Genomic DNA, 25,626 nt, shown 5'->3' on the forward strand with positions numbered 1-25,626 from the left:
ACGGCGTGTCCTGCAAGCCCACACCGCACCGCCAAACCACGGATCACCCCAGAGCCTGCTGTTGCTGTTGCTGCTGTTGCCAGGGTTGCCGGCCAGCGGCCGGCACTACAGCAGGTGCCGGGTGCAACCCGGCCGAACCCCCGCCGGGGTAAACTAGCTGGATGGCTTCCCGTCCCGCGCACGACCTGCTCCGCCGCGTCTTTGGTTACGACGATTTCCGTGGTCCGCAGCAGGACATCGTGGAGCATGTGGCTGCCGGTCACGATGCCCTGGTGCTGATGCCTACCGGCGGCGGCAAATCACTGTGCTACCAGGTGCCCGCCCTGCTGCGTGACGGCTGTGGCATCGTCATCTCGCCGCTGATCGCGCTGATGCAGGACCAGGTCGAAGCCCTGCGCCAGCTCGGCGTGCGCGCCGAATTCCTGAACTCGACCCTGGACGCCGAAACGGCCGGCCGGGTCGAACGCGAACTGCTCGCCGGTGAGCTCGACATGCTCTATGTCGCTCCCGAACGCCTGCTGACCGGCCGCTTCCTGTCGCTGCTGTCGCGCAGCCGGATCGCCCTGTTCGCCATCGACGAAGCCCATTGCGTGTCGCAATGGGGCCACGACTTCCGCCCCGAATACCGGCAGCTGACCGTCCTGCACGAGCGCTGGCCGGAGATTCCGCGGATCGCCCTGACCGCCACCGCCGACCCACCCACCCAGCGCGAGATCGCCGAGCGCCTGGACCTGGCCGAAGCACGTCACTTCGTCAGCTCCTTCGATCGCCCCAACATCCGCTACACCGTGGTGCAGAAGGACAACGCCCGCAAGCAGCTGAGCGATTTCCTGCGCAGCCATCGCAGCGAGGCCGGCATCGTCTACTGCATGTCACGGCGCAAGGTGGAGGAAACCGCCGAGTTCCTGTGCACGCAGGGGTTCAATGCCCTGCCCTACCACGCCGGCCTGCCCGCGGAAGTGCGTGCCAACAACCAGCGCCGTTTCCTGCGCGAAGACGGCATCGTCATGTGCGCGACCATCGCCTTCGGCATGGGCATCGACAAGCCGGACGTACGCTTTGTCGCCCATACCGACCTGCCCAAGTCGATGGAAGGCTACTACCAGGAAACCGGCCGCGCCGGTCGCGATGGCGAAGCCGCCGAGGCCTGGCTCTGCTACGGCCTGGGCGATGTGGTGCTGCTCAAGCAGATGATCGAGCAGTCCGAGGCCAGCGAGGAGCGCAAGCAGCTGGAGCGGTCCAAGCTCGACCACCTGCTGGGGTACTGCGAATCGATGCAGTGCCGTCGCCAGGTGCTGCTGGCCGGTTTCGGCGAGACCTATCCCAAGCCCTGCGGCAACTGCGACAACTGCCTGACTCCGCCGGCGGCCTGGGACGCCACCATCCCTGCGCAGAAGGCATTGAGCTGTGTATACCGCAGTGGCCAGCGCTTCGGCGTCGGCCACCTGATCGACGTCCTGCGCGGCAGCGAGAACGAGAAGATCAAGCAGCAGGGCCACGACAAGCTGAGCACCTACGCCATCGGCCGCGACCTGGATGCACGCACCTGGCGCAGCGTGTTCCGCCAGCTGGTGGCCGCCAGCCTGCTGGAAGTGGACAGCGAGGGCCACGGTGGCCTGCGCCTGACCGATGCCAGCCGCGATGTGCTGACCGGTCGCCGCCAGATCAGCATGCGCCGCGATGCGGTCAGTGCCAGCGCCGGGCGCGAACGCAGCGCGCAACGCACCGGCCTGTCGGTGCTGCCGCAGGACCTGGCCCTGTTCAATGCGCTGCGCGGCCTGCGCGCCGAGCTGGCGCGCGAGCAGAACGTGCCGGCCTTCGTGATCTTCCACGACAGCACCCTGCGCAACATCGCCGAACAGCGCCCGACCTCGCTGGACGAGCTGGCCCGGGTCGGTGGCATCGGCGGCACCAAGCTCAGCCGCTATGGCCCGAGGTTGGTCGAGATCGTGCGCGAAGAGGGGTGACCCCGGTAGCGCCGGGCCATGCCCGGCGGCCCGCATATCGACCGCGCTTCCCGCCCGCCAGGCATGGCCCGAAGCTACCAGGCTGCGCGATTGCGCACCCTCGCCCGGCTCAAACCTTGAACCACCCGTTCAGCCGGATGTGCATGTCCGCCCACTTGCCGCTAGATTAGCGCCATGTCCCTCGCCTCGACCCTGCTCCGTGTCGTGCTCATGCTCAGCCTGTTGCTCAACGGGCTGAACGCGGCCATGGCCAGCGGGCATGAGGGCATGGGCCGCATGGCCCATGCGATGGCCTTGGCGATGACCGATGAAGGGGACGCCGACTGCCACCACCACGCCGGCATGACTGCAGACGAGGCGCCGCAGGCCAAGGCCCCCGCCCACGACGCACACTGCCAGATCAAGGACTGCGTGCGCAGCTGTGCCCAGCACCCGCTGCTGGCCGTGCAGGCACTGCCTGTCCTGACCGGTCCCGGTCTTTCCCTGACCCCGCAGCCGATGCCTGCCAATGGCCGCCCGGCACCGCCGCTGCCGCCGATCTCACGCCCTCCCATCGGCTGATCCAACACGCCTCGTGCGCGCTGCGCACTGAAGCCGGCCCTGCGCTGGCGTCTTTCCGTGTTTGGAGTCACCACCATGAGTACCCGTATTCCTCCCGGCCCGGGCGCTGTGCCCATGCCGTCGCGCCGTCTGTTCGTGCAGGGCATCGCTGCTGGCGGCGTGGTCGCCGGCATCGCCGCGGCCGGCATCCCGCAGCGCGCGCTCGCCGCCGCTTCTGCCACGCCACGCCTGGCCGGCGCACCTTCGGTCATCAGCGATACCCGCGTCGAACTGGCGATCGGCGAGTCGCTGGCCAACTTCACCGGCCGCACCCGCCCGGCGATCACCGTCAACGGATCGCTGCCGGCACCGATCCTGCGCTGGCGCGAAGGCCAGACCGTGGACCTGTTCGTGCGCAACACGCTCGGCCAGCACCCTACTTCGATCCACTGGCACGGCATCCTGCTGCCGGCCAACATGGATGGCGTGCCGGGCCTGAGCTTCAACGGCATCGGCCCTGGCGAGACCTACCACTACCACTTCGACCTCAAGCAGTCCGGCACCTACTGGTATCACAGCCATTCGCTGTTCCAGGAACAGGCGGGGCTGTACGGCGCGCTGATCATCGACCCGGCCGAACCGGCGCCGTACCGGCATGACCGCGAGCACGTGATCATGCTGTCCGACTGGACCGACATGGATCCCGGCGCGTTGTTCCGGCGCATGAAGAAGCTCGCCGAGCACGACAACTACTACAAGCGCACCCTGCCCGACTTCCTGCGCGACGCGCGTCGCGATGGCTGGTCGGCCGCCCTGTCCGACCGCGGCATGTGGGGCCGGATGCGGATGACGCCCAGCGACATCTCCGACATCAACGCGCACACCTACACCTACCTGATGAACGGGACCGCGCCGGCCGGCAACTGGACCGGGCTGTTCCGCAGTGGCGAAAAGGTGCTGCTGCGTTTCATCAACGGTGCGTCGATGACCTACTTCGACGTGCGCATTCCCGGCCTGAAGATGACCGTGGTCGCCGCCGACGGCCAGTACATCCATCCGGTCAGCATCGACGAGTTCCGCATCGCCCCGGCCGAAACCTACGACGTACTGGTGGAACCCAGCGGCCAGGATGCCTTCACCCTCTTCTGCCAGGACATGGGCCGCACTGGTTATGCCGCCGGCACCCTCGCCGTGCGGCATGGGCTGCAGGCACCGATTCCCGCGCGCGATCCGCGCCCGTTGCTGACGATGAGCGACATGGGTCACGACATGGGCGGAGGTGGCCACGGTGGCCACGGCGGCCACGACATGGCAGCAATGAAGGGCATGGAAGGCGGCTGCGGTGCCAGCATGGGCCACGGCGCACATGGCGGCGGCGAGACCGCCAGCAAAGCGCCAAAGCATCCGGCCAGCGAGCGCAACAATCCGCTGGTGGACATGCAGAGTTCGGCCACCGAGCCGAAGCTGGACGACCCCGGCATCGGCCTGCGCGACAACGGCCGCCAGGTGCTGACTTATGGTGCGATGCGCAGCCTGTTCGAAGACCCCGATGGCCGCGAACCCGGCCGCGAGATCGAGCTGCACCTGACCGGCCACATGGAAAAGTTCTCCTGGTCGTTCGACGGCATTCCCTTCGCCGGCGCCGAACCGCTGCGCCTGAACTACGGCGAGCGCATGCGCATCGTGCTGGTCAACGACACCATGATGCAGCATCCGATCCACCTGCATGGCGTGTGGAGCGACCTGGAAAACGCGCAGGGTGAATTCCAGGTGCGCAAGCACACCATCGACATGCCGCCCGGTACACGCCGCACCTATCGCGTACGCGCCGATGCACTCGGCCGATGGGCCTACCACTGCCACCTGCTGTACCACATGGAAGCAGGCATGATGCGCGAAGTGAGGATCGAAGAATGAGCCGTTCCCTGCTTGCCCCAAGCCTGTTGACCCTCGGCCTGTTGGCCGCGCTGCCCGCATTCGCGCAGTCCCATGCCGGCCATGACATGACCGCACACGCGCCTCCTGCCGATGCCACACCAGCGGCCGACGTGGATCATTCGAAGATGGACCATTCGAAGATGGATCACGGTGCGATGGACCATTCAACGATGGACCATGGCGCGATGGATCACGCGACAATGGGCCACGGCACGCCCGCGCCGACGCAGCCGCGCGAGCCGATACCTGTCCCCACCGATGCTGATCGTGCGGCCGCGTTCCCCCCCATCGCGCATGGTGCGATGGAGCACGCCCCGGAGATCCACAGCCTGCTGCTGATCGATCGCCTGGAGCACTGGGATGGAAAGAACGGCAACGGCCAGGCCTGGGAGGCCAGTGGCTGGATCGGCGGCAACATCAACCGCCTGTGGCTGCGCACCGATGGCGAACGCAGCGAAGGCCGCACGGAATCATCAGGCGTGGAAGCGCTGTACGGGCGTGCAATTTCGCCATGGTGGGACGTGCTGGTCGGCGTACGCCAGGACTTCCGCCCCGCCGATTCACGCACCTGGGCGGCGATCGGCATCCAGGGCTTGGCGCCGTACAAATTCGAAAGCTCGGCCACGCTGTATGCCGGTTCCGGTGGCCAGCTGATGGCCAAGGCCGAGATCGAATACGACGTGCTGTTGACCAACCGGTTGATCCTGCAGCCCCTGCTGGAAGCGACCGTGGCCAGCAAGGACGAACCGGAGCACGGCATCGGCCGCGGCCTCAACAAGGTCGAAGCCGGCCTGCGCCTGCGCTACGAGTTCAATCGCCGCTTCGCCCCGTACATCGGCATCAGCCACGAACGGACTTTCGGCGATACCGCCGACTATGCCGGCGACCATGCACGCGACACACGCTGGGTCGCCGGCATCCGCATGTGGTTCTGAGCAGCCGATCATGAGCAGCAGCCAGCCCCGGTAGCCGCCGGGGCCGGCTACACTGCCGCACGTTCCATTGCAGGCTGCACCATGTCGTTGCATATCCGCCGCGCCACCCTGGCCGACGTCGACGCGTTGTCGGCGATCGCCATCGCGACCTATACCGAAACCTGGGGCGATTCCTATCCGCCGCAGGATCTGCACGCGTTCCTGCAGGATCACTACGGCACCGAGCCGCAGCGAGCGGAACTGTCCGACCCGCGCAGCGCGGTGTGGCTGCTGCTGGAGGGTGAGACGGTGGTGGGCTATCTGGCCGCCGGTGCCAACACCCTGCCGCATGCCGAAGCACGCGAAGGCGACATCGAACTGAAGCGGCTGTACATCCTGGCCAGCCACCAGAACGGCGGCCACGGCGCGCGCCTGATGGATGCCTTCATGACCTGGCTGGACCAGCCGCAGCGCCGCACCCTGTGGGTGGGCGTGTGGGAAGAGAACTTCGGCGCGCAGCGCTTCTACGCGCGCTACGGCTGCAGCAAGGCCGGCGAGTATGACTTCATCGTCGGCGACAGCCGCGACCGCGAGTTCATCCTGCGCCGGCCCTGAGCCGCGTCCCTGTAGCGTCGAGCCAGGCTCGACGCCTGTCCTGGTAGATGCCGACCTTGGTCGGCGCGCCCCAAAGAGCAAAGTCGAGCAAGGCGCGACGCTGCTACCTAGAAGTCGAACAACTCCGACAGGAAGCTTTCCTTCTTCTTTTTCTTGTAGCCCTGGCTGTACTGGCCACGGTTGTCATCATGGCGCTGGCCGAGATGACGGGTGTCGCGATGCATCACCGGCGGCGGAGCGGCCTGCGGTTGCACAGGCGCGGGCGCTGGCGGCGGCATGGCGGCACCTGCACCGTCAGTGGCGCGCTCGATGATCTTGTCGAGTTCGCCACGATCCAGCCATACGCCACGGCAGCTCGGGCAGTAGTCGATCTCGATGCCATGGCGCTCGGCCATCTGCAGGGTCTGGGTCTTGCACACGGGGCACAGCATTCGCATTGCTCCTGTCGGTCTGGCCTCGACTGTACCTGCGTGCGGATGACTGTGCGGCAACGCATGACCGATGGCACAGGGACTTCCGGCGCGTGCCGGCACGTCCCCCGCCCTGCAGACTGCCTTGCGACCTCGCTGCAAGGAATGCACATGACTGCCCGTGACTCGGTTCCCACCGGCATGCGCCTGCTACTGGTGCTGCTTGGCGTTGGCCTCGGCCTGAACGTGCGCGACATCAGTGCCGCGCTGGGCGCGCCGATTCCCGCCCTGCCCATCCCCTACGGTGGCAGCCTGCTGGACAACGCGCTGGCGGTGCTGGTCGCACTGCTGCTGGCCACGCTGCTGCGCCCCCGCGGGGTGGGCCTGCTGGCCAGCCTCAGCCTGCGCGGAAACGGCATGCGTGGCCCGTTGTGGGTGCTGCTGGCCAGCCTGCCGTGCTGGCTGGGGCTGGCCCTGTTGGGGACGCCCAACACGGCGCTGACGACGCTGGACGCCACGATGCTGGCCGTGCTGTTCCCGCTGGCCGAAGAAGTGCTGTTCCGCGGCCTGGGCTTCGTGCTGCTGGCGAAGATCGTACGCGGCCCCTGGCCGTTGCTCGCGCTGCCGCAGGCCCTGCTGTTCGGCATGGTGCACTGGCTGGGCTTCGGCGGCTTCGACGGCGGCGGCGTGGCCCTGTTCATCGGCGTAGTGATCGCCTTCGGCGGCTTCATCTTCGCCTGGCTCGACCACCTCGACGGCAATACCCTGTGGTGCGGTCTGGCCCTGCACGTGTCGATGAACCTGGCGTGGAATGTGTTCAGCCTCGACGACGCCGTTGCGCTGGGCTGGCAGGCCACCAGCCTGCGCATCGGCACTGCACTGCTGGCGGTGGCAGCGCTGGCCTGGCATGTACGCCGCCAGCGCAGCAATCCGCTGTAACGCCCACTTAGCTGATCCTGCACGCGGGGCTCACTGGGGGCTTGCGCATACTTGCGCGCCTTTCATGCCCTGCCGTCCGGAGTTGTTGCGTCATGCTGCTGTCCAAGCGCCACGTTGAACCACGCGTCCTGCTGATCGAAGACGCCGAGGAAACCCGTGAACTGAGCCGGATGGCGCTGGAGAGCCAGGCCTGCCACGTCGCAGGCGTCAGCAGCGCCGAAGCCGCGCTGGGCCTGCTGGCCGCCGGAGAGCGCTTCGACCTGATGTTCACCGACGTCAATCTCGGCCTGGTCAGCGGCATCGAGGCCGCCAACCGCGTGCGCAGCCTGTATCCGCAGCTGCCGATCCTGGTGACCTCCGGCATGGACCAGCATGCCGTGCTGCCGCAACTGCACGACGGCATCCATTTCCTGCCCAAGCCCTACAACATGAGCGAGCTGCTGGATGCGATCCGGCTGTGCTTCCGCCATGCCGCCGATGCCGCGCTGATGCCGGCGCCGCAGGCGAGCGCGGCCTGAGGCTGCCATCCACGCATGGCGTGGATCTACGGGTGCATCCACGTGCGTGGAGGGAGCCGGCCGTCAGCCGCCGGTATACGGTCCTTCGCCCGGGAGTACCTGCAGCAGCGCGCGGGTGATCACGCGCGGATACACGGTGAGATGGTCTTCGCCATCAATCACGATGTTCTCCACCTGCAGCTTGCGACCGCTGCGTCGCAGCTGACCGGCGAAGTCGGCGCTCTGCCGCAGCATGTCATTGCCCGTTGAGTAACGTGGCCCCGGCTTGACCGTCTCGTAGCCGCCCACCGACAGCAGCACGCGGATGGGCTGTGAAGGCATCACGGCGGCATCCTGCATGCGCGGCAGCAGGCCCTGGTCGAACCACAGCGACGGACTGGACAGGATGTAGGTGCCGAACATGTCGGGCTGGGTCGTCAGCACGTAAGCACCAAACAGCGCGCCATAGGAATGACCCGCAAACACGCGCCGGGCCGGATCGGTACGGTAGCGCGCATCGATCATCGGCAGCGCGTGGTCAGCCAGGAAGTCGCGGTAATGGGCCGCGCCGCCATAGGTGACGTCATCGCTGTAGTAGCCGGCAGGGGTGCGCACAGGATCACTGGGGGTGTAGTCGCGCGAGCGGCTCTGTTTGGAGGTCAGCCCTTCCTGCGGCGGCAACCCGACCAGGATGAAATCCTCGATGTTGACGCCCTGCTGCCCCACCAGGTTGCGCACGCTGCGCACCAGCGGAAAGCTGTACAGCGCATCGGTCACGTACACCACCGGATAACGCTTCTGCGGATGCGCCGCGTAGCCGGCAGGCAACGCCACCCACAGGGCATAGTCGCGCCCGATCGGGTCATGCACGCGCAGTGACTCGGTATCGGGCAGCACAACGCCTGGCACGGCGGTCGCGCTTTCCCTCGCTTCCTTCTGCGTTGCCGGCGGCGCCACCGACATCGCGCACCCTGTCAAGGCCAGGCAGGCCAGCACACTCCATCCACGCACACGCTGCATCCGCGCTCTCCTGTTGCGGGCGGCGCGCCCAGGTGGCGCCGCTGATGCATCCTCACACACCGCGTTGTTGCGCGCCAAACCCCTCTCAGGGCGACGCCGGCGGCGGTACCGGGAACAACGTACGCAGACCCTGCAGGGCGGCCGGGTGGTAGATGGTAGCGTGGGTCTCTTCCGGCAGCGGCTGGTACTTCACCAGCGTTGCCGGCGATGCCTGCTGCAGCAGCGCCGCCAAGCGCGCGCTCGACGCTGCCAGTTCCGGCTGGCCACTGCTGGCCAGGAACAGCCGCGCACTGCTGCGCGCGACCGACGGCACCTGCTTGCCTGCGCCAGACAGCAAGGCGCCGCCGTTCCACCACAGGCTGGGGTCCAGCGCGATATAGCTGTTGAACAAGGCCGGTTCCTGCAGCAGCGTCTCGATCACGAACAACCCGGCCAGCGATTCACCGATTAACGCGCGCTCGTCTCTGGTCGCATAACGTTGGCGTATCTGCGGCATCAGTTCATCGCGCAGGAAATCACGGTACGCCGCCGAGCCACCAATGCGTGGCGCGATCTTGCGATCCTCCGCCACGTTGCTGGGGCCGGTCATGTCACGGCGGCGCTCGGTGTTCTCGATGCCAACCAGCAGGAACGGGCGCATGCTGCCGTTGCCAGTCAGCACCTGCACCAACCCGGCCACGTGCAGGAAGTCCTCGCCGATGCCGCCGTCGGGCATGTACAGCACCGGCAGTGGCGTCTTCGGGTCCAGACCCCACGGCTGCGGGCGATAGACGTTGATGCGCCGGGTTTCGCCCAACGCCTTGGACTGGAGGGTGAAGGTCTCACCGATGACCAACGGTGAGGCGACCGCCGGCGGAGGCGCCGGTTCGGCGGCCATCAGCGGCGCGGCGGAGACACAGGACAACAACAGCGACAGCACCATCAAGCGCATGGGCATCCCATCCAGCGAAAGAAGCCGAGCATAGCGCCCGGACGCGCGCATTGGCGCCTGCCAGATGCGTAGATCCACGCCATGCGTGGATGAACTGCCGTGACTTGCGCCCGGGTACGGCCCCCATACCGCGCGCGCACCGCCACGTGTCGTGTTTGAACCGCCAAGGACGCCACTATCGTCGCACCTGCACCGAAATGCGGTGGGTACAACTGGAACGCACAGAGGACATTGATGGCGAAAGTGAAGCCAGCTTTACACGCGCTGGCTCACGGCAGATGCATCGCAATGTGCGGTTTGCGGCATCTTCCAGCGCGATCAACCAGACGCGGAAACGAATGCGTCGTGTACTGACGCTTGCTGCGCAGGACAGGCCTGCGCCACCATCGTCGCGCGTCTGGATTCCGCATGTCCTTCCGGAAATTTCTGATTGAAATCCAAGCGCAGGCGTAAACACCATGCTGCGCCACCGACAACGGGTGGCACCGGGCCTGCAAGCCTGGGAAGACAAAAAGCATGTTGTTTGCGCTCACCCGTCGGCACTGTCTCCGGACCGTGCCGGCGGGTGATCCGTCGGCCTTTATGGCGGGCGGTGCGTGGGGGTCTTCGGATCCGCCGGTTAACTGCTTACTGTCTTCCCGGCTTGCAGCCATGCACCGTCCGCCACCCGCCTCACGCGGTGGCATTCCCACCTCAGAGCCGAGGAAGCCGAGATGACCGAAGGTCCGCCCTATCCCTCATATGCCGCCAGCGTCAACGACGACGATGACAACCCTGCGCCCGAACTGAGCACGTTCCTGGGCTGCCTCGAGCGCATCCGCGCGGGTGAAGGTGCAGACGGCCAGCCCTGGCCTGATACCAGCCTTCCCGCAGGGCGCAGGCTGGCGCTGTCACGCGTGGAGCGGGCGGCCGTCGGCATGCTGACCGTGGCAGAGATGCTGCACGCCGCCGATCGCTGCCGATCGATGGCAACGCCGGACCGGCATCTGGATGACGGCGTGGTCGAAGGGCTGTTCTTCGCCTTCCGCGGGCTGGCGGAACTGGTATGCCGGGATATCCGGCCTGAGTAGGAACCCTGCACCGTAATCCAGCCCATACTCGGGCCGGGCCCGTCCCGGGTTCCATCGACACTGACACAAGGAGGTTCGCATGTTGAATGCCATGATTATTGCCGCGCTGGCCGCAAGCCCGGCCGCGCCCGTACCGTACGCCGACTGCCTGCTCGGCAACATCCAACCCGGGTTATCCGACCGCGCCGTGCAATTGGTGCAGCAGGCGTGCGCCGCAAAGCACCCCGACAGTTTCATTGCCTCGCTGGAACTGGAGCGCAATTACAGCGCCCAGCGGCAGGCCCGGTTCGACGCAGAGCGCGCCGCAGTGGAGCGTGCTGCGAAGGCTGCCGCCAAGGTCGAGGCAGACCGCGAGGCGGCCCGTTCCCAGGGCGCGAAGTCCAGGTAGGACCTCGGGTTCTGTAACAAAAAAGGCACCGCTTGGCGGTGCCTTTCTGGATGACCGGAGTCACTGCCTGCAATGGTGGGCCGTGATGGATTCGAACCATCGACCAAAAGATTAAAAGTCACAGGACAACCCAATATTTTTCAATGCTTTACGCCTCTATCCGTTCCGCATAGAAGATCAAACCGGGCCGTTGCAAGCCTTGCGGCGCAAAGGGTTTGGAAATTTTGCGGAACGTCCTTGGGCCGATCTAGACACCACGCCGCAGCTGCTGCAACGCCGCCCTCACCCGCGCCTTCTGCGGGTCCCTCGCCCTGGGCTTCGTCGCCGCAGGCGGCTTGCGCGGCTCCAGCGCTTCCTTGACCCGCTGCAGCTCCGCCGCCCCTGCCTCGGCCAAACGGCGAGCCTGCTGCAGCTGCTCTCTGGTTGGCGGCAAGCCGGGCAATGGCGGCGGCAGCTGTATCGGGGTGTTGTCGGTCAGCCGGGCGACGGCCTCACGCAAAGGCAGGTCGGGATACAGCCTGGCCGCGCACCAGCGCTCGGCGTATCGCTTCGCCTGCCGGACGTTGGCCGCGCGCACTTCCTTCACGTGCCACATCTTCTGGCCTTCCATCCACAAGCGCACGCTAGGACCGCCATCCGGGGCGATGCTTGCCGTCTCCCGGCCGTTGTACCAGAGCGCCCAGCGCTCACCCGTCTGGACCCAGCCAGAGGGGCGTGGTGCTGAGCGGAAGCCATGGTAGCCGTGCGAGGGAAGCATGGCCGGAAGGATACGGCCGGGCGTCGCAGATCCTGCGAACAGGCCAAGCATCTGGAACAAGGTCGGAGATTCGGGCTGGGCCCGGCCGGCCTTAGTGCATTTGTCGGGCGGGCGTTGCAAGCCGGGGCGTGCGGATGCCGTAACACGCCGAACTACACGACCTCAGTACACGAGATCCCGCCAGCGCGCTGCTGATGGCGGGCCATTGATCGCCCGCGCTAACGCAGGCCTTCTTGCCAGGTCAGGCAATTGCGGAGCAAGGGATGTGATCTCCGTTATGACAGAAGAATCCACTTAACTCCATGGTCGCGAGCAACATATTGACGGCCACGGGAAATGCCTGTTTCTTAGACATATTCTCGGATCCCGGCGAGCCGTCCAAGGACATTTGGACCTTAATGGCTTCGACATAGTTCTCGGACAGCTCCACGTGCGCATGAGCGCGCACCCCATTTTCTGGCAAATGCACCACTTGGAAGAGGCCTGGTATACAGCGACGCTCACCAGGCTGAGTCACCACCCCAACGTAGGCACTCGCACGAATAAGGCCAACTTCCGCCTGCAGATAGCCTGCATAGTGAGGGAGCCGATCAGCCGAAACATCTGGATTTTCCTCCATTTTCGCTAGGCGTTTTGCTTCCGCCATCTCCCCGCCAAGAATTATAGTTTGCTCAGGAGTGGCGTGCTTGCTCCAGATGACAGATTCCACTCGGCTCCCACTTCTCGACTGAAATTGGAAAGCGTTTGGGAACCCGAATAGACTTCTGACTCCAGTCCTCTCTGACTCCATATGAGGGGCAAAGATATTTCGCCGAACATGCTCGTCGTCGAGGATGGGCTCGATCCCTTCGATTGCTGCATCCATTTCACCACCCCCTGTGAGAACAACTCCAACCGATAGCTACCGTCATCGACAACGTTGACCTCCGGTGAAACGTACTCAACTCGCGCACCATTCGTCACAACCGCTGACAGCTTATCTTCTGCCACAACGGCGCTACCCTTTCGTGCGCCCTCGTGCCAAGTAAGGATCACATCTCCATCCGGATCTAGGGCGGAAGTGGGTGGCGGCCCGCCCACTGACTGCAGGTTGGCGAGAAGCGCTGCCGCAACCATGGCTGATAGAACATTGACCCTGTCTTGGGCCCTAATCTCCAACATTGAATTCTTTACATCGTCCCAGCCCGAGGCGTCAACAGATGGTAGGCCTGTCGTCGAAAGCGCCCGAGCGCTCGGCTTCCCTATGCCACTGTAAAAAATCATGATACCTCCCGCCCCTCTAAGCAGTCTTAAAGGCAATATCTATCAATTCACAGACTAGCTTCGGCGCATCCGGAGAGGACAATACCGCCACTGCCCACGGCTCACCAGGTGGCGTATTAGCGTCAATCATCGACCGCACCGAATATTTAGTGGTATGCGAAAATCCGGCGTTCGTAAAACTGATATCTTGCCTAGCCAAATTCTGCCAAGCGTACATGACATTGATCCACCCAGAGAACTTCGAAGCCGGACGGCGTCTGTTGAACTGCAACGCCAAATCAACGACATCGTCCGGAATCTTCACGTCGCTTGGAACGGCGCGAGAGAACCCCAGCACGCTGGCAGCTTGCGTATCGAATTCCTCGCTCCGCGCAACAACCACGCCAGCCCGATTGATCGGCGGAATCACCTTAAAAAGTTTAGGAGTGATTTCCGAAATCCACTTGCGTACCGCAGCGATATCCTTCGTCCCCAACAATGGCGGGCCGCCGATCGCCTGAGAGGGACCGGCCTGATAAATAATATCGACACGAAGCGGATTAACTGAAATTTGGACACTTCCTCCCAAATGAGGAACGCTTGCGGTCTGCACTCCCTCCGCTGGGCGGGATTCAATTCTTTCCGGTGACTTACCGAACAATACCTTCGCGACCTCCTCGACGCTTAAGCTGGCCGGCGCCCCAGGGAAAAGCGCAAGTTGAGCAGTCTCTAGCAATTCAGCCATCAGTGTCATTCCTCCATGCGATTAACACTCGATCAGGTGCGTCCTGCGCATACGCTACGACAGCCCAAGTGGTGGAGAGTTCAATTGGATACAAACGGCAAAAATTGTAGCAGTTGGCGGTGCGATGGGAAGTGCCCCCTCTCTTAGCAACATTACCAACTACAGGCCCCACCGACGGCAGTGCCGGCGCGGCGCTGCTCACGCGCCTCCGGGTTGAGCGGCCTGGGGCCCCGGATCCGGCACAGTCATACTGCCCGCAGCCGCTGACCGGCGGCATCGGGCAACCGCCCACTGTCGCTGAGGGTTCTCCCTACACGGCCAGCTGGTGCTCGTAGAACGGGTGCCGCTTGTCGTCAAAGATCCGGTACAGCGCGGCCAGGTCGGCGGGATTCGGGTTGAGCCAGGCATCGACGTGCTCGGGCTTGATGTTGATGATCGTCCGGTCGTGGCCGGCGGCGGCCACCTCGGGTTCCGGGTCGTCGGTGATCGCCGCGAACGACAGTAGATCCGGCTCCTTGCCGGCCGGGTCCACCCAGTGCGACCACAGGCAGGCCACCAGCATCGGCTCGCGCGTGCGCGGGGTGAACTGCACCACCTGGTTCTTGCCGTCCGGACCCTCCACGTTTTCGTAGAAGGTATCGACCACCATCAAGCCGTGGGTGTGGCCGAAGGCCGGCGCCCAGAACTTCTCCAGGCTGTCGCGGCGGGCATTGTAGGTTCCGGGGAAGCGCTGATCGTAGTTGGCCGGCTTCCCAGCCAGCCGGCACAGATAGCGCATCGGCTTGATCGCCAGTTTGCCGCCCTCGGAGACGATCACCGGCGCGTAGACCCCGGGGAAGATCCGGCTGTCCCGGTCCTTGCCCTCGGCGCGCTTGAGGTCGGCCAGCTTGCCCATGGCACGCTCTATCTTGTTGCCGGCGATGCGCATATCTTCCCGGGCCTTCTTAGTCTCCTTGGCCTGCAGCGATCGCTCCGCATCGGCTAGGCGCTTTCGGTTGGCGAAAAGCTCCTGCTCCAGAATGGCGGCCTCGGCCTGGTTCCACTCCTGGATTTCCGCCCACACTGCCCGCTCCGCCGAGCTGGTGCCGACCCGGAATGCGTCGTCTCGCCTTCGGAGTCTTGGCCCGCTTCATGCCCGGGTCGTAGGCGTAGAGCGCGGCGAACTCCCGCAGCGACACGGTGGCGCCGGTCATGCGGACCAGCTTCTGGTAGGCGGCTTCGATTTGGGCGGAATCGCACATGCTCGTACTCGAGCTCCTTCGGGCGTTCAGTTGGCGTGATCTTGGCCTCTGCACCCTCAAGTATCGCCAGCCGGCTCTTGAACGAGCCAATGCACTTAACCATGGCTGCCTCACGCAGCTGCAGCTCCCGGAGAGCGGCCAAAAGGTAGGCGCTCAACTGAGCTACGCCTAGCGATCCAGCCGGCAAGGAGCGGCGCGTAGGGCTTTCCCTACACCAATCCGAGAAAACCACCTATCGACTTAGACAAAAAGAGCTGAGATGGTTTGAAAAATGAAATATTCATGAACGGCAGAGTCGTGCTGCTGTGACTTGCTATCGCGCTAATCGCAAAGGAAAAAAATGAATCAGAGAACCAGAGTCTTAATTCTCTCTGCGTCGATCATCGTGGTCGCAGGAGCTATCTGGTACGGCTTGACATCTACGCCGAAGGCCTCAATTGGGCCTGCTTCCCCTTCGGATTCCGCAAGCCATCGAGTGCAAAGCTCGTCGCGAGACGCGGCCCTCCCTCGCTCTGCTACGACAACCTCGGCGCCAAGCTCACCGGCCAACAGAGCGATCCGGATCAGACAACTATCCGGAAAAGCCTTTGCAGTTGAAGACTTTGGCCCGATACCGAGTGGCACTGTGGACCAAGTAATTGCAGAGCTTTCGCCGCAGGCCCTCGCCGGTGATGCCACAGCCTCCTATGGAATATTTCTAAAGCTCAACCAGTGCGCCGACGTAACTCGACGCGCATCCCGAGGAGCGAATTTAGGCGTAGCTGCCGATGTCGCCAAGGCCTGCATGGATATGCCGGCAGAGACTGAAGCAAGTTCCAGCAAATGGCTATCCCTTGCTGCAGAACAGGGGAACATTGGAGCACGTCTCCTGTATTCAGCCGACTCCGAGTCAGCTCTTGGCGGACCCGCTGAGCTCCTCCGAGATCCGGATCGCACCAAGGAGTACAAGCAGAAAGCCACAGGCTATCTGCAAGAGATGGCATCCCAGGGAAACGTAGATGCGCTGCTACAACTTGGGAATGCCTACCACGCTGGGGTGCTTGTCGACGGCGACCTGGTCACAAGCCGGGCATATTTCGAAGCCGTTCGACTGGCTGATCCTTCGATCGTCCCAGCTTTGCAAGTAAGCACTTTGGACAAGGCACTGAGCGCACAACAACTATCAATGGCTCTAAGAAAAGGAAATCAAATACATGATTCGTGCTGCCGATAGATCCTCATTCAGAATTCCTCGAAGGAAAGCGGTATTCATTCTGGTTGTCGCCGCAGGCCTTGCACTTGCAGCTAGTACTCTTGCTTTCGAACGCGGCCCATACCTTTGTACTGACTGCGCCGTAGCTTCGCCGGTTCCGGACGCAAGAACGCTAGAGACACTGAAACGTTCGCGCGCTCCGATTGACTATGTACCGCTATTCGCATGGGCGACGGGAACGACCTACCAGATCTGCAACCCAACCCATTGCACTGTCTATCATGAAAATTTCGAAGGAAACTGGGTAGGCGAAGGCCAAACCGTGCGACAAGGCGAGCTTCCTCAACCCATCGATGAAGGCGACGGCGGGGCGGTGGTGGGGGCGGCATGGGTGACGGGGCGGGCCTGGCGTGGGCGGCGGTGGGTTCGGGGGAGGGGAATGTTCCGTCCACCCCAGAACCGGGACGGCCTGCTCCACGGTGCAAGGCATCAGCAACTGCCAAACATTCGACGACAGCTTTGTGGACTGCGGATTCGGCTGATCGCTAATCGCTGATTCTAGAAACCAATCTAGGTCGCCTAGGGCTTGCGTGGCACCGGGCGACCTTCTTCTATCCGCCACCACGCATACGAGAGCCAGCAGTCCTCAAAAAACCCTTAAAAGGAAGCGGCATAGCACATGACCGCAATCTAGCCGCACGTGGCGTTGTCGCGGCGTAATGGGCCTGCCGTCAGCCGAACCCCAGCGGCACCTCGGTCAGGTCCACGATGAAGATCGAGGCGCTCTGAGGTCCCATCGTTGCGCCGCCAACTGGGAAGGTGTTGGTGATCAGCGTTTGTTGCGCAACCTGCAATCTTGAAACGACGATCCGGTTGTCGCTGGTCATGTGGAAATAGTCGGCCGTCATGGTGCATCGGTCCTGCGATACCGCAGTTGATCAGCATGTTTCGGCCGCTGCAAGCCGCACGCGATGCCTGGCGCGCGTACGCATACTCCATGATCCACGCACCGGTGCCGCTGGCGGCGACGGCGACGGCGACGGCGACGGCGACGGCGATCCAGAGGCTGACGGCCCAGATCGGCCAAGCACTTTTCAACGACCCGACCATGGACCTGATGCAGATCGCCAACCGAGTTGAAGCGGCGCGGACGGCAAGCGGTGTGCCACTGCTGACGACTAGTAGTAGCAGTTAGGGCGTTCTCGTTTCCAGAGACTCCAGCCAACCACACTACGGCCTAGCCGCAGTGGCAATCAGCAAAGCAGAGGTACGCATGACCAGCACCGTCGAGAACGACAACGCCATCACCACCAGCGCTTCAACCGACGACGCACTGATCGCACTGCGCAAGGTCGAAGAGGACTGCGGTTTCTCCAAGGCCAGCATCTACCGGATGATGGCGCGCGGCGAATTCCCGAGGCCGGCCAAGCGCGCCGGCCGCAGCGTGCGCTGGTTGAAGTCTGAAGTGCAGCAGTGGTTGCGCAACGAACGGCGCCCGCAGGCACCGGCCTGATCAAGCATCCGGAATGTAGGCACCGTGGAGGCACCAAACAAAAAAGGCACCGCTGAGCGGTGCCTTTTTGACGATCTAAGTCGTTGAATGCATTGGTGGGCCGTGATGGATTCGAACCATCGACCAAAAGATTAAAAGTCTTCTGCTCTACCGACTGAGCTAACGGCCCATGCAAGGCCCCTGCCTTTCGGCGGGGTGGGCATTCTACCGTACTTTTCCGGGTGGGGTGAAGCCGGGGATCTACCAGGCTGCCAGCCAGCGGCGGGCACTGCCCCGGCTGCGGGCCTCTAAACCTTTCCGCCACGCGCCGCATCTCACCTGCGACCCTGCCCCGGAGCGATGGATGCGCCTGCCACTGCCGCTGATGCTCGCCCTGCTGCTGCCGTTTGACGCCGCTGCGGCATCGCCTGCACAGGTGCGGACTGACGACATCGGCCGCTTCTGGGCTACTTACGATGCGGTGCTCGCCGAGCCCGATGCCGCGCAGTGGGCGGCCCTTGTGCAGCAGCGCTATATCGAGCCCGGCAGCCCTGGCCTGCATGCGCTGATGAAGGTGCGCAACTACACCGCCGCCGAATACGCACAAGCAATGCTCGCCTGGCCGCGCTTCTGGGCCTCGGTGCGGCCGCTGACCGCCAACGCCCGGCAGGCCAGCGCTACGCTGGAGCGGGATCTGGCTGCGTTCCGCAGGCTTTACCCCGCCCTGCGCCCGGCCAGCATCACCTATGCGGTGGGCGTGCTGCGCACAGGCGGCACCACGCTGGGCAACCAGGTGCTGATCGGCGCGGAAATGGCACTCGGCGATGCAAGCGTGGATGTCAGCGAACTGCCGGAGCCGTTGCGCAATCGCCTGCGTATTTTCTACGACAGCGCGCCGGGCGCGAACAACGCGCAGAACAACCTGCACGAGTACGTGCACACCCAGCAGCGCGAGACCACGGGATCGCTCGCGCAATACGCGGTGCGTGAGGGCGTGGCCGAGTACATTGCCGAGCGGATCAGCGGTCGCCGCCCGGCACTGCCGCTGTACACCTATGGGCCGTTGCACGAATCGGAGATCTGCGCTCGCTTCAGAGCGGAGATGGATGGCGATGACCTGGACAACTGGCTGTACAACAATGCCCGCAATCCGTTCGGGGTGAGTGATGTGGGCTACTACGCGGGGTATCGCATCGCGCAGGAGTACATGCGGCAGCAGCCGGATGAGCAGGTTGCGATCGCACGGATGATCGAGCTGGATTACAGCGATCCGGTTGCGGTGCGCGGCTTCATCGAAGCATCGGGTTGGTTGCAGCAGCGGTAGCGCCGGGCCGCGCCCGGCGGACAGCGCCAACCAAGGTTGGCACCTACCAGAATCAGACCTGCCGGGGCTGCCGGCCAGCGGCCGGCACTACCGGAATCCCAACATTGGTAGCGCCGGGCCGCGCCCGGCGGGTCAGGCAGTGCGAACCAACGGTTCGCACCCACCGAGGTAGCCCGGCAGCGGTAGCGCCGGGATAGTGAGTGCGAACCAACGGTTCGCACCCACCGGCCGGCGGCCAGCGGCCGGCACTACCAGAGTCGGTCAGGCGTACAGCGTCGGGTCGGGCACGCCGGCATCGGCGAAGCCCTGCGCGCGCAGGCGGCAGGCATCGCAATGCCCGCAGGCCGCGCCGCTGGCATCGGCGTTGTAGCAGGACACGGTCAGGCCGAAGTCCACGCCCAGTCGCACGCCTTCGCTGACGATCTGGCCCTTGCTGAGGAACTGCAGCGGCGCATGCACGGTGATGCCCGCGCCTTCCACGCCCGACTTGGTCGCCAGGTTGGCCAGCGCCTGGAAGGCGGCGATGAATTCTGGGCGGCAATCCGGGTAGCCGGAGTAGTCCACGGCGTTGACGCCGCAGAAGATGTCGTTGGCGCCAAGCACTTCGGCCCAGCCCAGCGCCAGCGACAGCATGATGGTGTTGCGCGCCGGCACGTAGGTCACAGGGATACCCTCGCCGCCCGCCTCGGGCACGTCGATGTCGTCGGTCAGCGCCGAGCCGCCGATGCTGCGCAGGTCCACGTCCACGGTCTTGTGCACGATCACGCCCTGGGCCTTGGCCACGCGCGCGGCAGCATCCAGCTCGGAGGTGTGGCGCTGGCCGTAACGCACGCTCAGGGCATGCACGGCGAAGCCCTGTTCCTGGGCCATGGCGACGACGGCGGCTGAATCCATGCCGCCGGAGAGAAGCACGACTGCCTTCTTCATGGGTAAATCATCCGGTTGGGGGGAGAAAGCCAGCACGCTGTCCCGCGCCGGAGCTACATCAGGAAACGCTGCGCCGGCTCATCGGCCCGGCTCATCGTTCCACAGGATTTTATGCAACTGCATCTGGAAGCGCACCGGCAGCCGGTCTTCCACGATCCAGTCGGCCAGCTGGCGGGCAGTGATTTCGCCCTTGCTGGGTGAGAAGAACACCATCGTGCGCTGCACCAGCTGGTGTTCGGCGACCATGGCCTTGGCCCAGTCGTAGTCTTCGCGGTTGCAGATCACGAACTTGATCTGGTCACGCGTGGTCAGCAGCGGCAGGTTTTCCCAGCGGTTGCGCGCGACCTCGGCCGAGCCGGGGGTCTTGATGTCGACCACGCGCGACACGCGCGGATCGACGGCGCTGACGTCCAGCGCACCGGAAGTCTCCAGCGACACATCCAGGCCGGCATCGCACAGCTTCTGCAGCAGCACCAGGCAGCGCTTCTGCGCCAGCGGCTCGCCGCCGGTCACGCAAACGTGGCGCACGCCCTGCGCCTGCACGTGGGCCACGATGTCGTCGATGTCCCACCAGGTGCCGCCGTGGAAGGCGTAGGCGGTGTCGCAGTACTGGCAGCGCAGCGGGCAACCGGTCAGGCGCACGAACACGGTCGGCCAACCGGCGGTATCGGCTTCGCCCTGCAGCGAGGTGAAGATCTCGGTGATCTTCAGGCGCGGCAGGGGCGACTGCACGATCTCGCTGGGCGTGGCAACGGCGGCGGACGGGGGAACAGCGGTCATGGCGGGGACTTCTTGGTGGGACACGTGGCGGGTGGGCTACCGTGACCGGTAACGAACGCAGCCGAGCATGGCTCGGCTCTACAACAACAGCAGCCGGTCGGGCATGGCCCGACGGGCAATGCAAACCGCCGGGCATGGCCCGGCGCTACCGGATCCGGACGGGTTTGCCGACCCGGAAACGAAAGCAGCCGAGCAAGGGCTCGGCGCTACGGGGAACACATTGTACGCCCGCTCAGCGGATCAGCGGATCTGATTGCCGAGGCGGATCGACTGCAGGCGGTCCTGCGCGGTACGCGCGGCATCCGAGCCCGGGTATTGCGCCACGACGGTCTCCAGCGTCTGCTGGGCCTGGTCGACCTTGCCCTCGCCATACTGCGAGAGGCCGATCTTGAGCAGGCCACCTGCGGCCTTGTCGTGGGTGGGATAGCGCGAGAGCAGTTCGCGGAACTGGGACTCGGCCATCGGGAAATTGCGGGTGGCGTAATAGCTTTCACCCAGCCAGTACAGCGCATTGGGGGCGTAGACACCGTTCGGGTACAGCTCCAGGAAGCTCAGGAACAGCTGCGCCGAATCATCGTACCTGCCCGCCTTCAATGCGTCGAAGGCCACGTTGTAGGACGTACGCTCGTCACCGGTGACGGCCAGGCTGCCCGGGTCACCATGGACGGAAGGCGGCCGCTCGGAAGTGGCCGCCGCTGCGGGTTTTGCCGGGGCTGCAGGAGCCTTCGGTGCGCTCGCCGGAACCGCGGGCAGGGCCGGGGCGGCAGAGCCCCCTTCCAACCGGTTCAGGCGGCTGTCCAGATCCAGGTACTGATCCTGGGCGGTCTGCTTGAGCTGGGCGTTGTCGTGCTGGAGTTGCTCGATCGAGGCCTGCAGGCTGGTGACCTGCTGCCGCAGCTGATTGATCTGGTTCAACAGGTCCTGATTGGCACTGTTGTTGTACATCTGCTGCTCGAGCGAACCGACGCGGTCGGCCAGGCTCTGACGTTGTGCATGCGCCGGTGCGGCAGCCACGAGGGCTGCCGCAACGACCAGCATCAGTTTGATGCCAAGGCGCATGGATTACTGCGCGGTGTAGACGATTTCGACGCGACGGTTCTGCGACCAGCAGGACTCGTTCGACTCGGTGCAGACCGGACGCTCTTCACCGTAGGAAACGACGGTCAGCTGCGAAGCCGAGCCACCGTTGGCCTGCAGTGCCGAGTTGACGCCGTTGCCACGACGCTCGCCCAGGGCCTGGTTGTACGCGCGCGAACCGCGCTCGTCGGTGTGGCCCTGCAGGGTGATGCGCGAGGACGGACGGTCACGCAGGTACTTGGCGTGGCAAGCCATGATGGCCTGGAATTCCGGCTTCACGTCTTCCTTGTCCAGATCGAAGTAGACAACGCGCTGGCGCAGGCAGGCATCGGTGTCCAGGTCGCCCGGGCCGTACAGGCCGGAGGTGGACGGACCGGTCGGGGTGGTGGTCGAGGTGCCGGTATCGACCGGAGCCGGGGCTTCTTCCTTGACCTTCTTCGAGCAACCGGCCAGGACGGCCACAGACAGCAGGGAAACAAGCAGAACGCGGGTGGACTTGTTCATGGCGATACCTTTGTGGCTCCTAAGCCGATGAGGGGTTCAATACAGAGAAAATATTAACACTCTTTTAGCGCTGGGTACGGTATGGGGACCATGCCGGCTCGCGCACATCGCCGTCTGCCAGAACCAGGCGCTGGCGCACGCGCGCATCGGCCGAGACGGCGTACAGCACACCACGACCACCCTCACGGGCGGCATACAGCACCATGCTCGCGTTGGGCGCGAAGCTCGGCGATTCGTCCAGCGAACCCGGCGACAGCGTGCTCCAGCGCGGCGAACCCAGCGAGCTGTCCATCACCGCGATCTTGTAGCTGTTGCCCGAACCCTGGGCAACGGCGATCTTCTTGCCGTCGTAGGACACCGAGGGCTTGGCGTTGTAGTTGCCCTGGAAGGTCACGCGCTCGGCGCTGCCACCACCGGCACCGACCTTGTAGACCTGCGGACGGCCGCCGCGGTCGGAGGTGAAGTACACCGCGCTGCCGTCCGGCGCCCAGGTCGGCTCGGTATCGATGGCGAAGTGGTTGGTCAGCTGGGTCAGCTGCTTGCTGCCCAGATCCATCACGTAGATTTCCGGGTTGCCCGAACGCGACAGGGTCAGGGCCAGCTTGCGACCGTCCGGCGAGAAGGCCGGGGCACTGTTGATGCCGCGGAAGCTGGTGACCAGCTCGCGGGCGCCGGTGGAGATGTTCTGGATGTAGATGGCCGAATTGCCACGCTCGAAGCTGACGTAGGCCAGCTTGTTGCCATCCGGGCTCCACGACGGCGACAGCAGCGGCTCGGCCGAACGGACGATGGTCTGCGGGTTGAAGCCGTCCGAATCGGCCACCATCAGCGCGTAGCGCATGGCATCGCCCTTGCCGCTGGCGGTCACGTAGGCGATGCGGGTCCAGAAGGCACCACGGACACCGGTGATCTTCTCGTAGATGGCGTCGGCCATCTGGTGGGCAACGTCGCGCATGGCATTGCCACGTGCGGTCATCGCCAAGCCCAGCAGGCGCTCGCCCTTGGGCACGTCGAACAGTTCGTACTCGACGCGGTAGGCGCCGGCACCGGCGTCCATGACCCGGCCGACGACGATGTAGTTCTGCTTCAGCGCGCGCCAGGTGGCGAACTGGATGTCACCGCCGCGGGTCGGCTTTTCGACGATCTGCGCTTCGGGCAGCGTGCGGAACTGGCCCGAACGTTCGAGGTCGGCACGGACCACGCCGGCGACGTCGGTCTGCGGAGCACCGGCTGCACCCTGGTAGGGCATCGGCACGATGGTGATCGGGAGGGCGGAGGCATTGCCGCCGATGATGTCGATATCCAGCCCCTTCTGCTGCGCGACGGCAGCAAAGGGCAGCAACAGGGCCGCAAACACGGCAAGCCAGCGAGGCATCTTCTTCATGGAGCGCTCAAATAGGGGGAACCGGAACGAGGGATAACAAAACGGCAGTGAACCGCTTCGCAATCATGAACCAAGGGTACGTGAATTCCTGGTCAGTGCCAGCCGGGTCTCTCACATGCCGTTAACGTCGCGGCAACCTTTCGTGCGAATGACGCGTCCCAAGCATGGCGTGGACGGGCCCGCACGATCCAGAGCTAAAGGCGTCATCGGATGACGGGACAGCCCCAAAGGGCTGCCCTGCCCCCGCGCCTCAGCGATCCTGGGCGGTGAACGTGAAGTTGATCGTGCGTGCGAATACCTGCTCGAAACCGCGGTACGGCAGCGGCTGGGCGTTGAGCACGGCGGCCTCGATCGAGCGCTTGCCGGCCTCATCGAACGGGCAGCCGGCGCTGACCGTGGCGCTGCGGACGGTACCGCCCGGCAACTGGTTAATGGTGATCTGGCAGCGCTGGCCCAGCGGCACGCTGTCCGGACGCACCCACTGCGCCAGCACCTTGGCCTGGATGGCCGCCGCGTACTTGGCAGACAGATCGTCGCTGCTGCCACCGCCACCGGCAGCCGGCTGTGCGGCACCACTGGCTCCGGCAGCAGCCGTGCCCGCGGCATTGCGCGCGGCAGCGACCTGGCGCAGCTTCTGCTCGGCCAGCTTGGCTTCCTTTTCGGCCTGTTCGCGGCGGGCGCGGAGGTCGGCGATCTTCTTCTGCTTCTCGGCCTCGGCCTTGTCAGCGGCCAGGCGCTCCTGCTCGGCCTGCTTCTTCCTGGCGTCTTCTTCCTGCTGCTTGGCCAGGCGCAGCTTCTGCTCCGCTTCTTCCTGGCGCTTGCGCTCGGTCAGGTCGATCTGCTCCTGGCGGCGCTTGGCTTCCTGCTCCTGCTTGGCCTTTTCCTGCGAGATGGCCAACGCGCTGACCGCGTCCTGGTCCTTGGTATCGGGCTGCGCCACGCGCTCCTGCGCCTGTTGCTGCTGCGGCGTCGGTGCGTCCTGCGGGCGCGGCTCTTCAATCGGCTGCGGCGGCGGGATGGTGTCTTCCGGCACAGGAATCGGTTCGGCCACCGGCGGCGGCAGGTCTTCCAGCTTTTCCGACTGGCGCAGGGCCTGGCGGGCGGCAGCGGCTTCGGACGCGGACAGTGCCAGGCTGGCCTCGACCGAGGGATCGCCTGCGGCGGCATCGGTATTGCGCTGCGGTGACCACAGCCAGGCGCCGATGAAGATCAACGCGACCAGCAGGTGCACCAGCACGGCCAGCACCAGCGGCTGGCCCCAGCCGGGATCCTGCTTGTGCGGTGGCGACAGGACGTCAGTTCGCATCGGTGGCCAGGCTCACCTTGTCGACGTTGGCGCGCTTGATCACGTCCATCGCCGCGATGACCTTTTCATAGGCCACGGCACGGTCGGCGGCGACGATCACGCGCACGTCCTTGTCCTGTGCGGCGATGCCGGACAGGTGACCCTGCAGTTCATCGGCGCTGACCGCCGTGGGTTCCTTGGCGTCGGGCAGCTTCAGGCTGAGCTGGCCGTCCTGGCGTACCGAGACGATCAACGGGTCCTGCTTGCTTTCCAGCGCCTTGGCGTTGGAATTGGGCAGATCGACGTCGAAGGTCAGGGTGAGCATGGGCGCGGTGACCATGAAGATGATCAACAGCACCAGCATGACGTCGATATAGGGAACGACGTTGATTTCCGATTTCAGCTTGCGGCGCTTGCGGCGACCGATGGCAGCGGACATGGCTTGGA

Annotated in this window: 26 protein-coding genes, 1 tRNA gene and 1 pseudogene; 12 read left to right on the plus strand and 16 right to left on the minus strand. The window is 64.7% G+C overall.

The genetic code is table 11. The features are described from left to right. Positions 1-161: 161 nt before the first annotated feature. From recQ to D0Y85_RS15780, 5 genes are all read left to right on the plus strand, one after another. Complete coding sequence (recQ, locus tag D0Y85_RS15760; RefSeq protein ID WP_117311130.1) at positions 162-1,967, plus strand: DNA helicase RecQ; 1,806 nt, start codon at positions 162-164, stop codon at positions 1,965-1,967. A 174-nt stretch (positions 1,968-2,141) separates the two neighbouring features. Continuing rightward, entirely contained in the window at positions 2,142-2,528 is a 387-nt protein-coding gene (locus D0Y85_RS15765; protein WP_117311132.1) for a CopL family metal-binding regulatory protein, read from the plus strand. Between the two features lie 75 nt (positions 2,529-2,603). Next, positions 2,604-4,424, plus strand: coding sequence for a copper resistance system multicopper oxidase (locus D0Y85_RS15770; RefSeq protein ID WP_117311135.1), 1,821 nt, complete (start codon positions 2,604-2,606; stop codon positions 4,422-4,424). Beyond that, entirely contained in the window at positions 4,421-5,380 is a 960-nt protein-coding gene (locus D0Y85_RS15775) for a copper resistance protein B (RefSeq protein ID WP_117311137.1), read from the plus strand. The genes D0Y85_RS15770 and D0Y85_RS15775 overlap by 4 nt, the downstream gene beginning before the upstream one ends. A gap of 81 nt (positions 5,381-5,461) precedes the next feature. Further along, complete coding sequence (locus D0Y85_RS15780) at positions 5,462-5,974, plus strand: GNAT family N-acetyltransferase (RefSeq protein WP_117311139.1); 513 nt, start codon at positions 5,462-5,464, stop codon at positions 5,972-5,974. 107 nt (positions 5,975-6,081) lie between these two features. Here D0Y85_RS15780 and D0Y85_RS15785 read toward each other — a convergent pair whose 3' ends face one another. Then, complete coding sequence (locus D0Y85_RS15785; protein WP_117311141.1) at positions 6,082-6,405, minus strand: zf-TFIIB domain-containing protein; 324 nt, start codon at positions 6,403-6,405, stop codon at positions 6,082-6,084. A 150-nt stretch (positions 6,406-6,555) separates the two neighbouring features. On the opposite strand from D0Y85_RS15785, the gene D0Y85_RS15790 reads away from it, so the two are divergent. Further along, positions 6,556-7,323, plus strand: coding sequence for a CPBP family glutamic-type intramembrane protease (locus D0Y85_RS15790; protein ID WP_117311143.1), 768 nt, complete (start codon positions 6,556-6,558; stop codon positions 7,321-7,323). Positions 7,324-7,415: 92 nt separating this feature from the next. After that, the gene (locus tag D0Y85_RS15795) at positions 7,416-7,841 is read left to right on the plus strand and encodes a response regulator (RefSeq protein ID WP_025874652.1); all 426 of its coding nucleotides are present in this window, start codon (positions 7,416-7,418) and stop codon (positions 7,839-7,841) included. 63 nt (positions 7,842-7,904) lie between these two features. Here D0Y85_RS15795 and D0Y85_RS15800 read toward each other — a convergent pair whose 3' ends face one another. Together D0Y85_RS15800 and D0Y85_RS15805 are read right to left on the minus strand one after the other, a co-directional pair. Next, entirely contained in the window at positions 7,905-8,840 is a 936-nt protein-coding gene (locus D0Y85_RS15800; protein ID WP_117311145.1) for an alpha/beta hydrolase-fold protein, read from the minus strand. 85 nt (positions 8,841-8,925) lie between these two features. Then, a complete protein-coding gene (locus tag D0Y85_RS15805; RefSeq protein WP_117311147.1) occupies positions 8,926-9,771 on the minus strand; it encodes an alpha/beta hydrolase-fold protein in 846 nt (281 codons plus the stop codon). Between the two features lie 713 nt (positions 9,772-10,484). Here D0Y85_RS15805 and D0Y85_RS15810 point away from each other — a divergent pair. Next, on the plus strand, positions 10,485-10,841 hold the full coding sequence (locus tag D0Y85_RS15810; protein ID WP_093818719.1) for a hypothetical protein: 357 nt from the start codon (positions 10,485-10,487) through the stop codon (positions 10,839-10,841). A 79-nt stretch (positions 10,842-10,920) separates the two neighbouring features. Further along, complete coding sequence (locus tag D0Y85_RS15815) at positions 10,921-11,229, plus strand: hypothetical protein (RefSeq protein ID WP_117311150.1); 309 nt, start codon at positions 10,921-10,923, stop codon at positions 11,227-11,229. Between the two features lie 247 nt (positions 11,230-11,476). Here the strand turns inward: D0Y85_RS15815 and D0Y85_RS15820 are convergent, their stop codons facing one another. From D0Y85_RS15820 to D0Y85_RS20635, 5 genes and pseudogenes are all read right to left on the minus strand, one after another. Next, entirely contained in the window at positions 11,477-11,986 is a 510-nt protein-coding gene (locus tag D0Y85_RS15820; protein ID WP_117311152.1) for a hypothetical protein, read from the minus strand. Between the two features lie 241 nt (positions 11,987-12,227). Beyond that, positions 12,228-12,695, minus strand: a complete 468-nt coding sequence (locus D0Y85_RS20630) for a hypothetical protein (RefSeq protein WP_162887684.1) — start codon at positions 12,693-12,695, stop codon at positions 12,228-12,230. Positions 12,696-13,265: 570 nt separating this feature from the next. After that, positions 13,266-13,973 carry a hypothetical protein gene (locus D0Y85_RS15830; protein WP_162887685.1) on the minus strand — a complete coding sequence of 236 codons (708 nt, stop codon included), beginning with the start codon at positions 13,971-13,973 and terminating at the stop codon, positions 13,266-13,268. Between the two features lie 310 nt (positions 13,974-14,283). Then, a pseudogene (locus D0Y85_RS15835) lies at positions 14,284-15,214 on the minus strand (SOS response-associated peptidase family protein). Between the two features lie 1,923 nt (positions 15,215-17,137). After that, positions 17,138-17,314, minus strand: coding sequence for a hypothetical protein (locus tag D0Y85_RS20635; protein WP_162887686.1), 177 nt, complete (start codon positions 17,312-17,314; stop codon positions 17,138-17,140). 89 nt (positions 17,315-17,403) lie between these two features. Here D0Y85_RS20635 and D0Y85_RS15840 point away from each other — a divergent pair, with 89 nt between their 5' ends. Then, a complete protein-coding gene (locus D0Y85_RS15840) occupies positions 17,404-17,601 on the plus strand; it encodes a hypothetical protein (protein WP_162887687.1) in 198 nt (65 codons plus the stop codon). A 78-nt stretch (positions 17,602-17,679) separates the two neighbouring features. Continuing rightward, complete coding sequence (locus D0Y85_RS15845; protein ID WP_117311161.1) at positions 17,680-17,919, plus strand: AlpA family phage regulatory protein; 240 nt, start codon at positions 17,680-17,682, stop codon at positions 17,917-17,919. 93 nt (positions 17,920-18,012) lie between these two features. Here D0Y85_RS15845 and D0Y85_RS15850 read toward each other — a convergent pair. Continuing rightward, positions 18,013-18,088, minus strand: a tRNA-Lys gene (locus D0Y85_RS15850). A gap of 174 nt (positions 18,089-18,262) precedes the next feature. Here D0Y85_RS15850 and D0Y85_RS15855 point away from each other — a divergent pair. Beyond that, positions 18,263-19,222 (plus strand): DUF2268 domain-containing putative Zn-dependent protease, encoded by a 960-nt coding sequence (locus D0Y85_RS15855; protein WP_117311163.1) that lies wholly within the window; start codon positions 18,263-18,265, stop codon positions 19,220-19,222. 261 nt (positions 19,223-19,483) lie between these two features. Here D0Y85_RS15855 and queC read toward each other — a convergent pair whose 3' ends face one another. The 7 genes from queC to tolR form a co-directional block, all read right to left on the minus strand. Next, entirely contained in the window at positions 19,484-20,149 is a 666-nt protein-coding gene (gene queC / locus D0Y85_RS15860) for a 7-cyano-7-deazaguanine synthase QueC (RefSeq protein WP_117311166.1), read from the minus strand. 78 nt (positions 20,150-20,227) lie between these two features. Further along, a complete protein-coding gene (queE, locus tag D0Y85_RS15865) occupies positions 20,228-20,929 on the minus strand; it encodes a 7-carboxy-7-deazaguanine synthase QueE (RefSeq protein ID WP_025874666.1) in 702 nt (233 codons plus the stop codon). Between the two features lie 240 nt (positions 20,930-21,169). Further along, positions 21,170-21,988 (minus strand): tol-pal system protein YbgF, encoded by an 819-nt coding sequence (gene ybgF, locus D0Y85_RS15870; protein WP_117311168.1) that lies wholly within the window; start codon positions 21,986-21,988, stop codon positions 21,170-21,172. Positions 21,989-21,991: 3 nt separating this feature from the next. After that, the gene (gene pal, locus D0Y85_RS15875) at positions 21,992-22,510 is read right to left on the minus strand and encodes a peptidoglycan-associated lipoprotein Pal (protein ID WP_025874668.1); all 519 of its coding nucleotides are present in this window, start codon (positions 22,508-22,510) and stop codon (positions 21,992-21,994) included. Positions 22,511-22,574: 64 nt separating this feature from the next. Next, the gene (gene tolB / locus D0Y85_RS15880; protein WP_117311171.1) at positions 22,575-23,894 is read right to left on the minus strand and encodes a Tol-Pal system beta propeller repeat protein TolB; all 1,320 of its coding nucleotides are present in this window, start codon (positions 23,892-23,894) and stop codon (positions 22,575-22,577) included. A gap of 250 nt (positions 23,895-24,144) precedes the next feature. Beyond that, positions 24,145-25,200, minus strand: coding sequence for a cell envelope integrity protein TolA (tolA, locus tag D0Y85_RS15885; RefSeq protein ID WP_117311173.1), 1,056 nt, complete (start codon positions 25,198-25,200; stop codon positions 24,145-24,147). After that, positions 25,190-25,618 (minus strand): protein TolR, encoded by a 429-nt coding sequence (gene tolR / locus D0Y85_RS15890; protein WP_117311176.1) that lies wholly within the window; start codon positions 25,616-25,618, stop codon positions 25,190-25,192. The genes tolA and tolR overlap by 11 nt, the downstream gene beginning before the upstream one ends. Positions 25,619-25,626: the final 8 nt, after the last annotated feature.

This window comes from Stenotrophomonas sp. G4 (assembly GCF_003428825.1).
In the GTDB taxonomy this organism is placed as follows: Bacteria; Pseudomonadota; Gammaproteobacteria; order Xanthomonadales; family Xanthomonadaceae; genus Stenotrophomonas; species Stenotrophomonas indicatrix.

Coding starts and splice junctions, on each gene's coding strand:
- queC (WP_117311166.1), bottom strand. CDS start 20,149: ATGAAGAAGGCAGTCGTGCTTCTCTCCGGCGGCATGGATTCAGCCGCC.
- D0Y85_RS15790 (WP_117311143.1), top strand. CDS start 6,556: ATGACTGCCCGTGACTCGGTTCCCACCGGCATGCGCCTGCTACTGGTG.
- D0Y85_RS15795 (WP_025874652.1), top strand. CDS start 7,416: ATGCTGCTGTCCAAGCGCCACGTTGAACCACGCGTCCTGCTGATCGAA.
- ybgF (WP_117311168.1), bottom strand. CDS start 21,988: ATGCGCCTTGGCATCAAACTGATGCTGGTCGTTGCGGCAGCCCTCGTG.
- D0Y85_RS15775 (WP_117311137.1), top strand. CDS start 4,421: ATGAGCCGTTCCCTGCTTGCCCCAAGCCTGTTGACCCTCGGCCTGTTG.
- D0Y85_RS20635 (WP_162887686.1), bottom strand. CDS start 17,314: ATGACGGCCGACTATTTCCACATGACCAGCGACAACCGGATCGTCGTT.
- tolA (WP_117311173.1), bottom strand. CDS start 25,200: ATGCGAACTGACGTCCTGTCGCCACCGCACAAGCAGGATCCCGGCTGG.
- D0Y85_RS15805 (WP_117311147.1), bottom strand. CDS start 9,771: ATGCGCTTGATGGTGCTGTCGCTGTTGTTGTCCTGTGTCTCCGCCGCG.
- D0Y85_RS15785 (WP_117311141.1), bottom strand. CDS start 6,405: ATGCTGTGCCCCGTGTGCAAGACCCAGACCCTGCAGATGGCCGAGCGC.
- tolB (WP_117311171.1), bottom strand. CDS start 23,894: ATGAAGAAGATGCCTCGCTGGCTTGCCGTGTTTGCGGCCCTGTTGCTG.
- D0Y85_RS15845 (WP_117311161.1), top strand. CDS start 17,680: ATGACCAGCACCGTCGAGAACGACAACGCCATCACCACCAGCGCTTCA.
- D0Y85_RS15820 (WP_117311152.1), bottom strand. CDS start 11,986: ATGCTTCCCTCGCACGGCTACCATGGCTTCCGCTCAGCACCACGCCCC.
- D0Y85_RS15840 (WP_162887687.1), top strand. CDS start 17,404: ATGATCCACGCACCGGTGCCGCTGGCGGCGACGGCGACGGCGACGGCG.
- recQ (WP_117311130.1), top strand. CDS start 162: ATGGCTTCCCGTCCCGCGCACGACCTGCTCCGCCGCGTCTTTGGTTAC.
- tolR (WP_117311176.1), bottom strand. CDS start 25,618: ATGTCCGCTGCCATCGGTCGCCGCAAGCGCCGCAAGCTGAAATCGGAA.
- D0Y85_RS15770 (WP_117311135.1), top strand. CDS start 2,604: ATGAGTACCCGTATTCCTCCCGGCCCGGGCGCTGTGCCCATGCCGTCG.
- D0Y85_RS15780 (WP_117311139.1), top strand. CDS start 5,462: ATGTCGTTGCATATCCGCCGCGCCACCCTGGCCGACGTCGACGCGTTG.
- pal (WP_025874668.1), bottom strand. CDS start 22,510: ATGAACAAGTCCACCCGCGTTCTGCTTGTTTCCCTGCTGTCTGTGGCC.
- D0Y85_RS15765 (WP_117311132.1), top strand. CDS start 2,142: ATGTCCCTCGCCTCGACCCTGCTCCGTGTCGTGCTCATGCTCAGCCTG.
- D0Y85_RS15815 (WP_117311150.1), top strand. CDS start 10,921: ATGTTGAATGCCATGATTATTGCCGCGCTGGCCGCAAGCCCGGCCGCG.
- D0Y85_RS15810 (WP_093818719.1), top strand. CDS start 10,485: ATGACCGAAGGTCCGCCCTATCCCTCATATGCCGCCAGCGTCAACGAC.
- D0Y85_RS15855 (WP_117311163.1), top strand. CDS start 18,263: ATGCGCCTGCCACTGCCGCTGATGCTCGCCCTGCTGCTGCCGTTTGAC.
- queE (WP_025874666.1), bottom strand. CDS start 20,929: ATGACCGCTGTTCCCCCGTCCGCCGCCGTTGCCACGCCCAGCGAGATC.
- D0Y85_RS15830 (WP_162887685.1), bottom strand. CDS start 13,973: ATGGCTGAATTGCTAGAGACTGCTCAACTTGCGCTTTTCCCTGGGGCG.
- D0Y85_RS15800 (WP_117311145.1), bottom strand. CDS start 8,840: ATGCAGCGTGTGCGTGGATGGAGTGTGCTGGCCTGCCTGGCCTTGACA.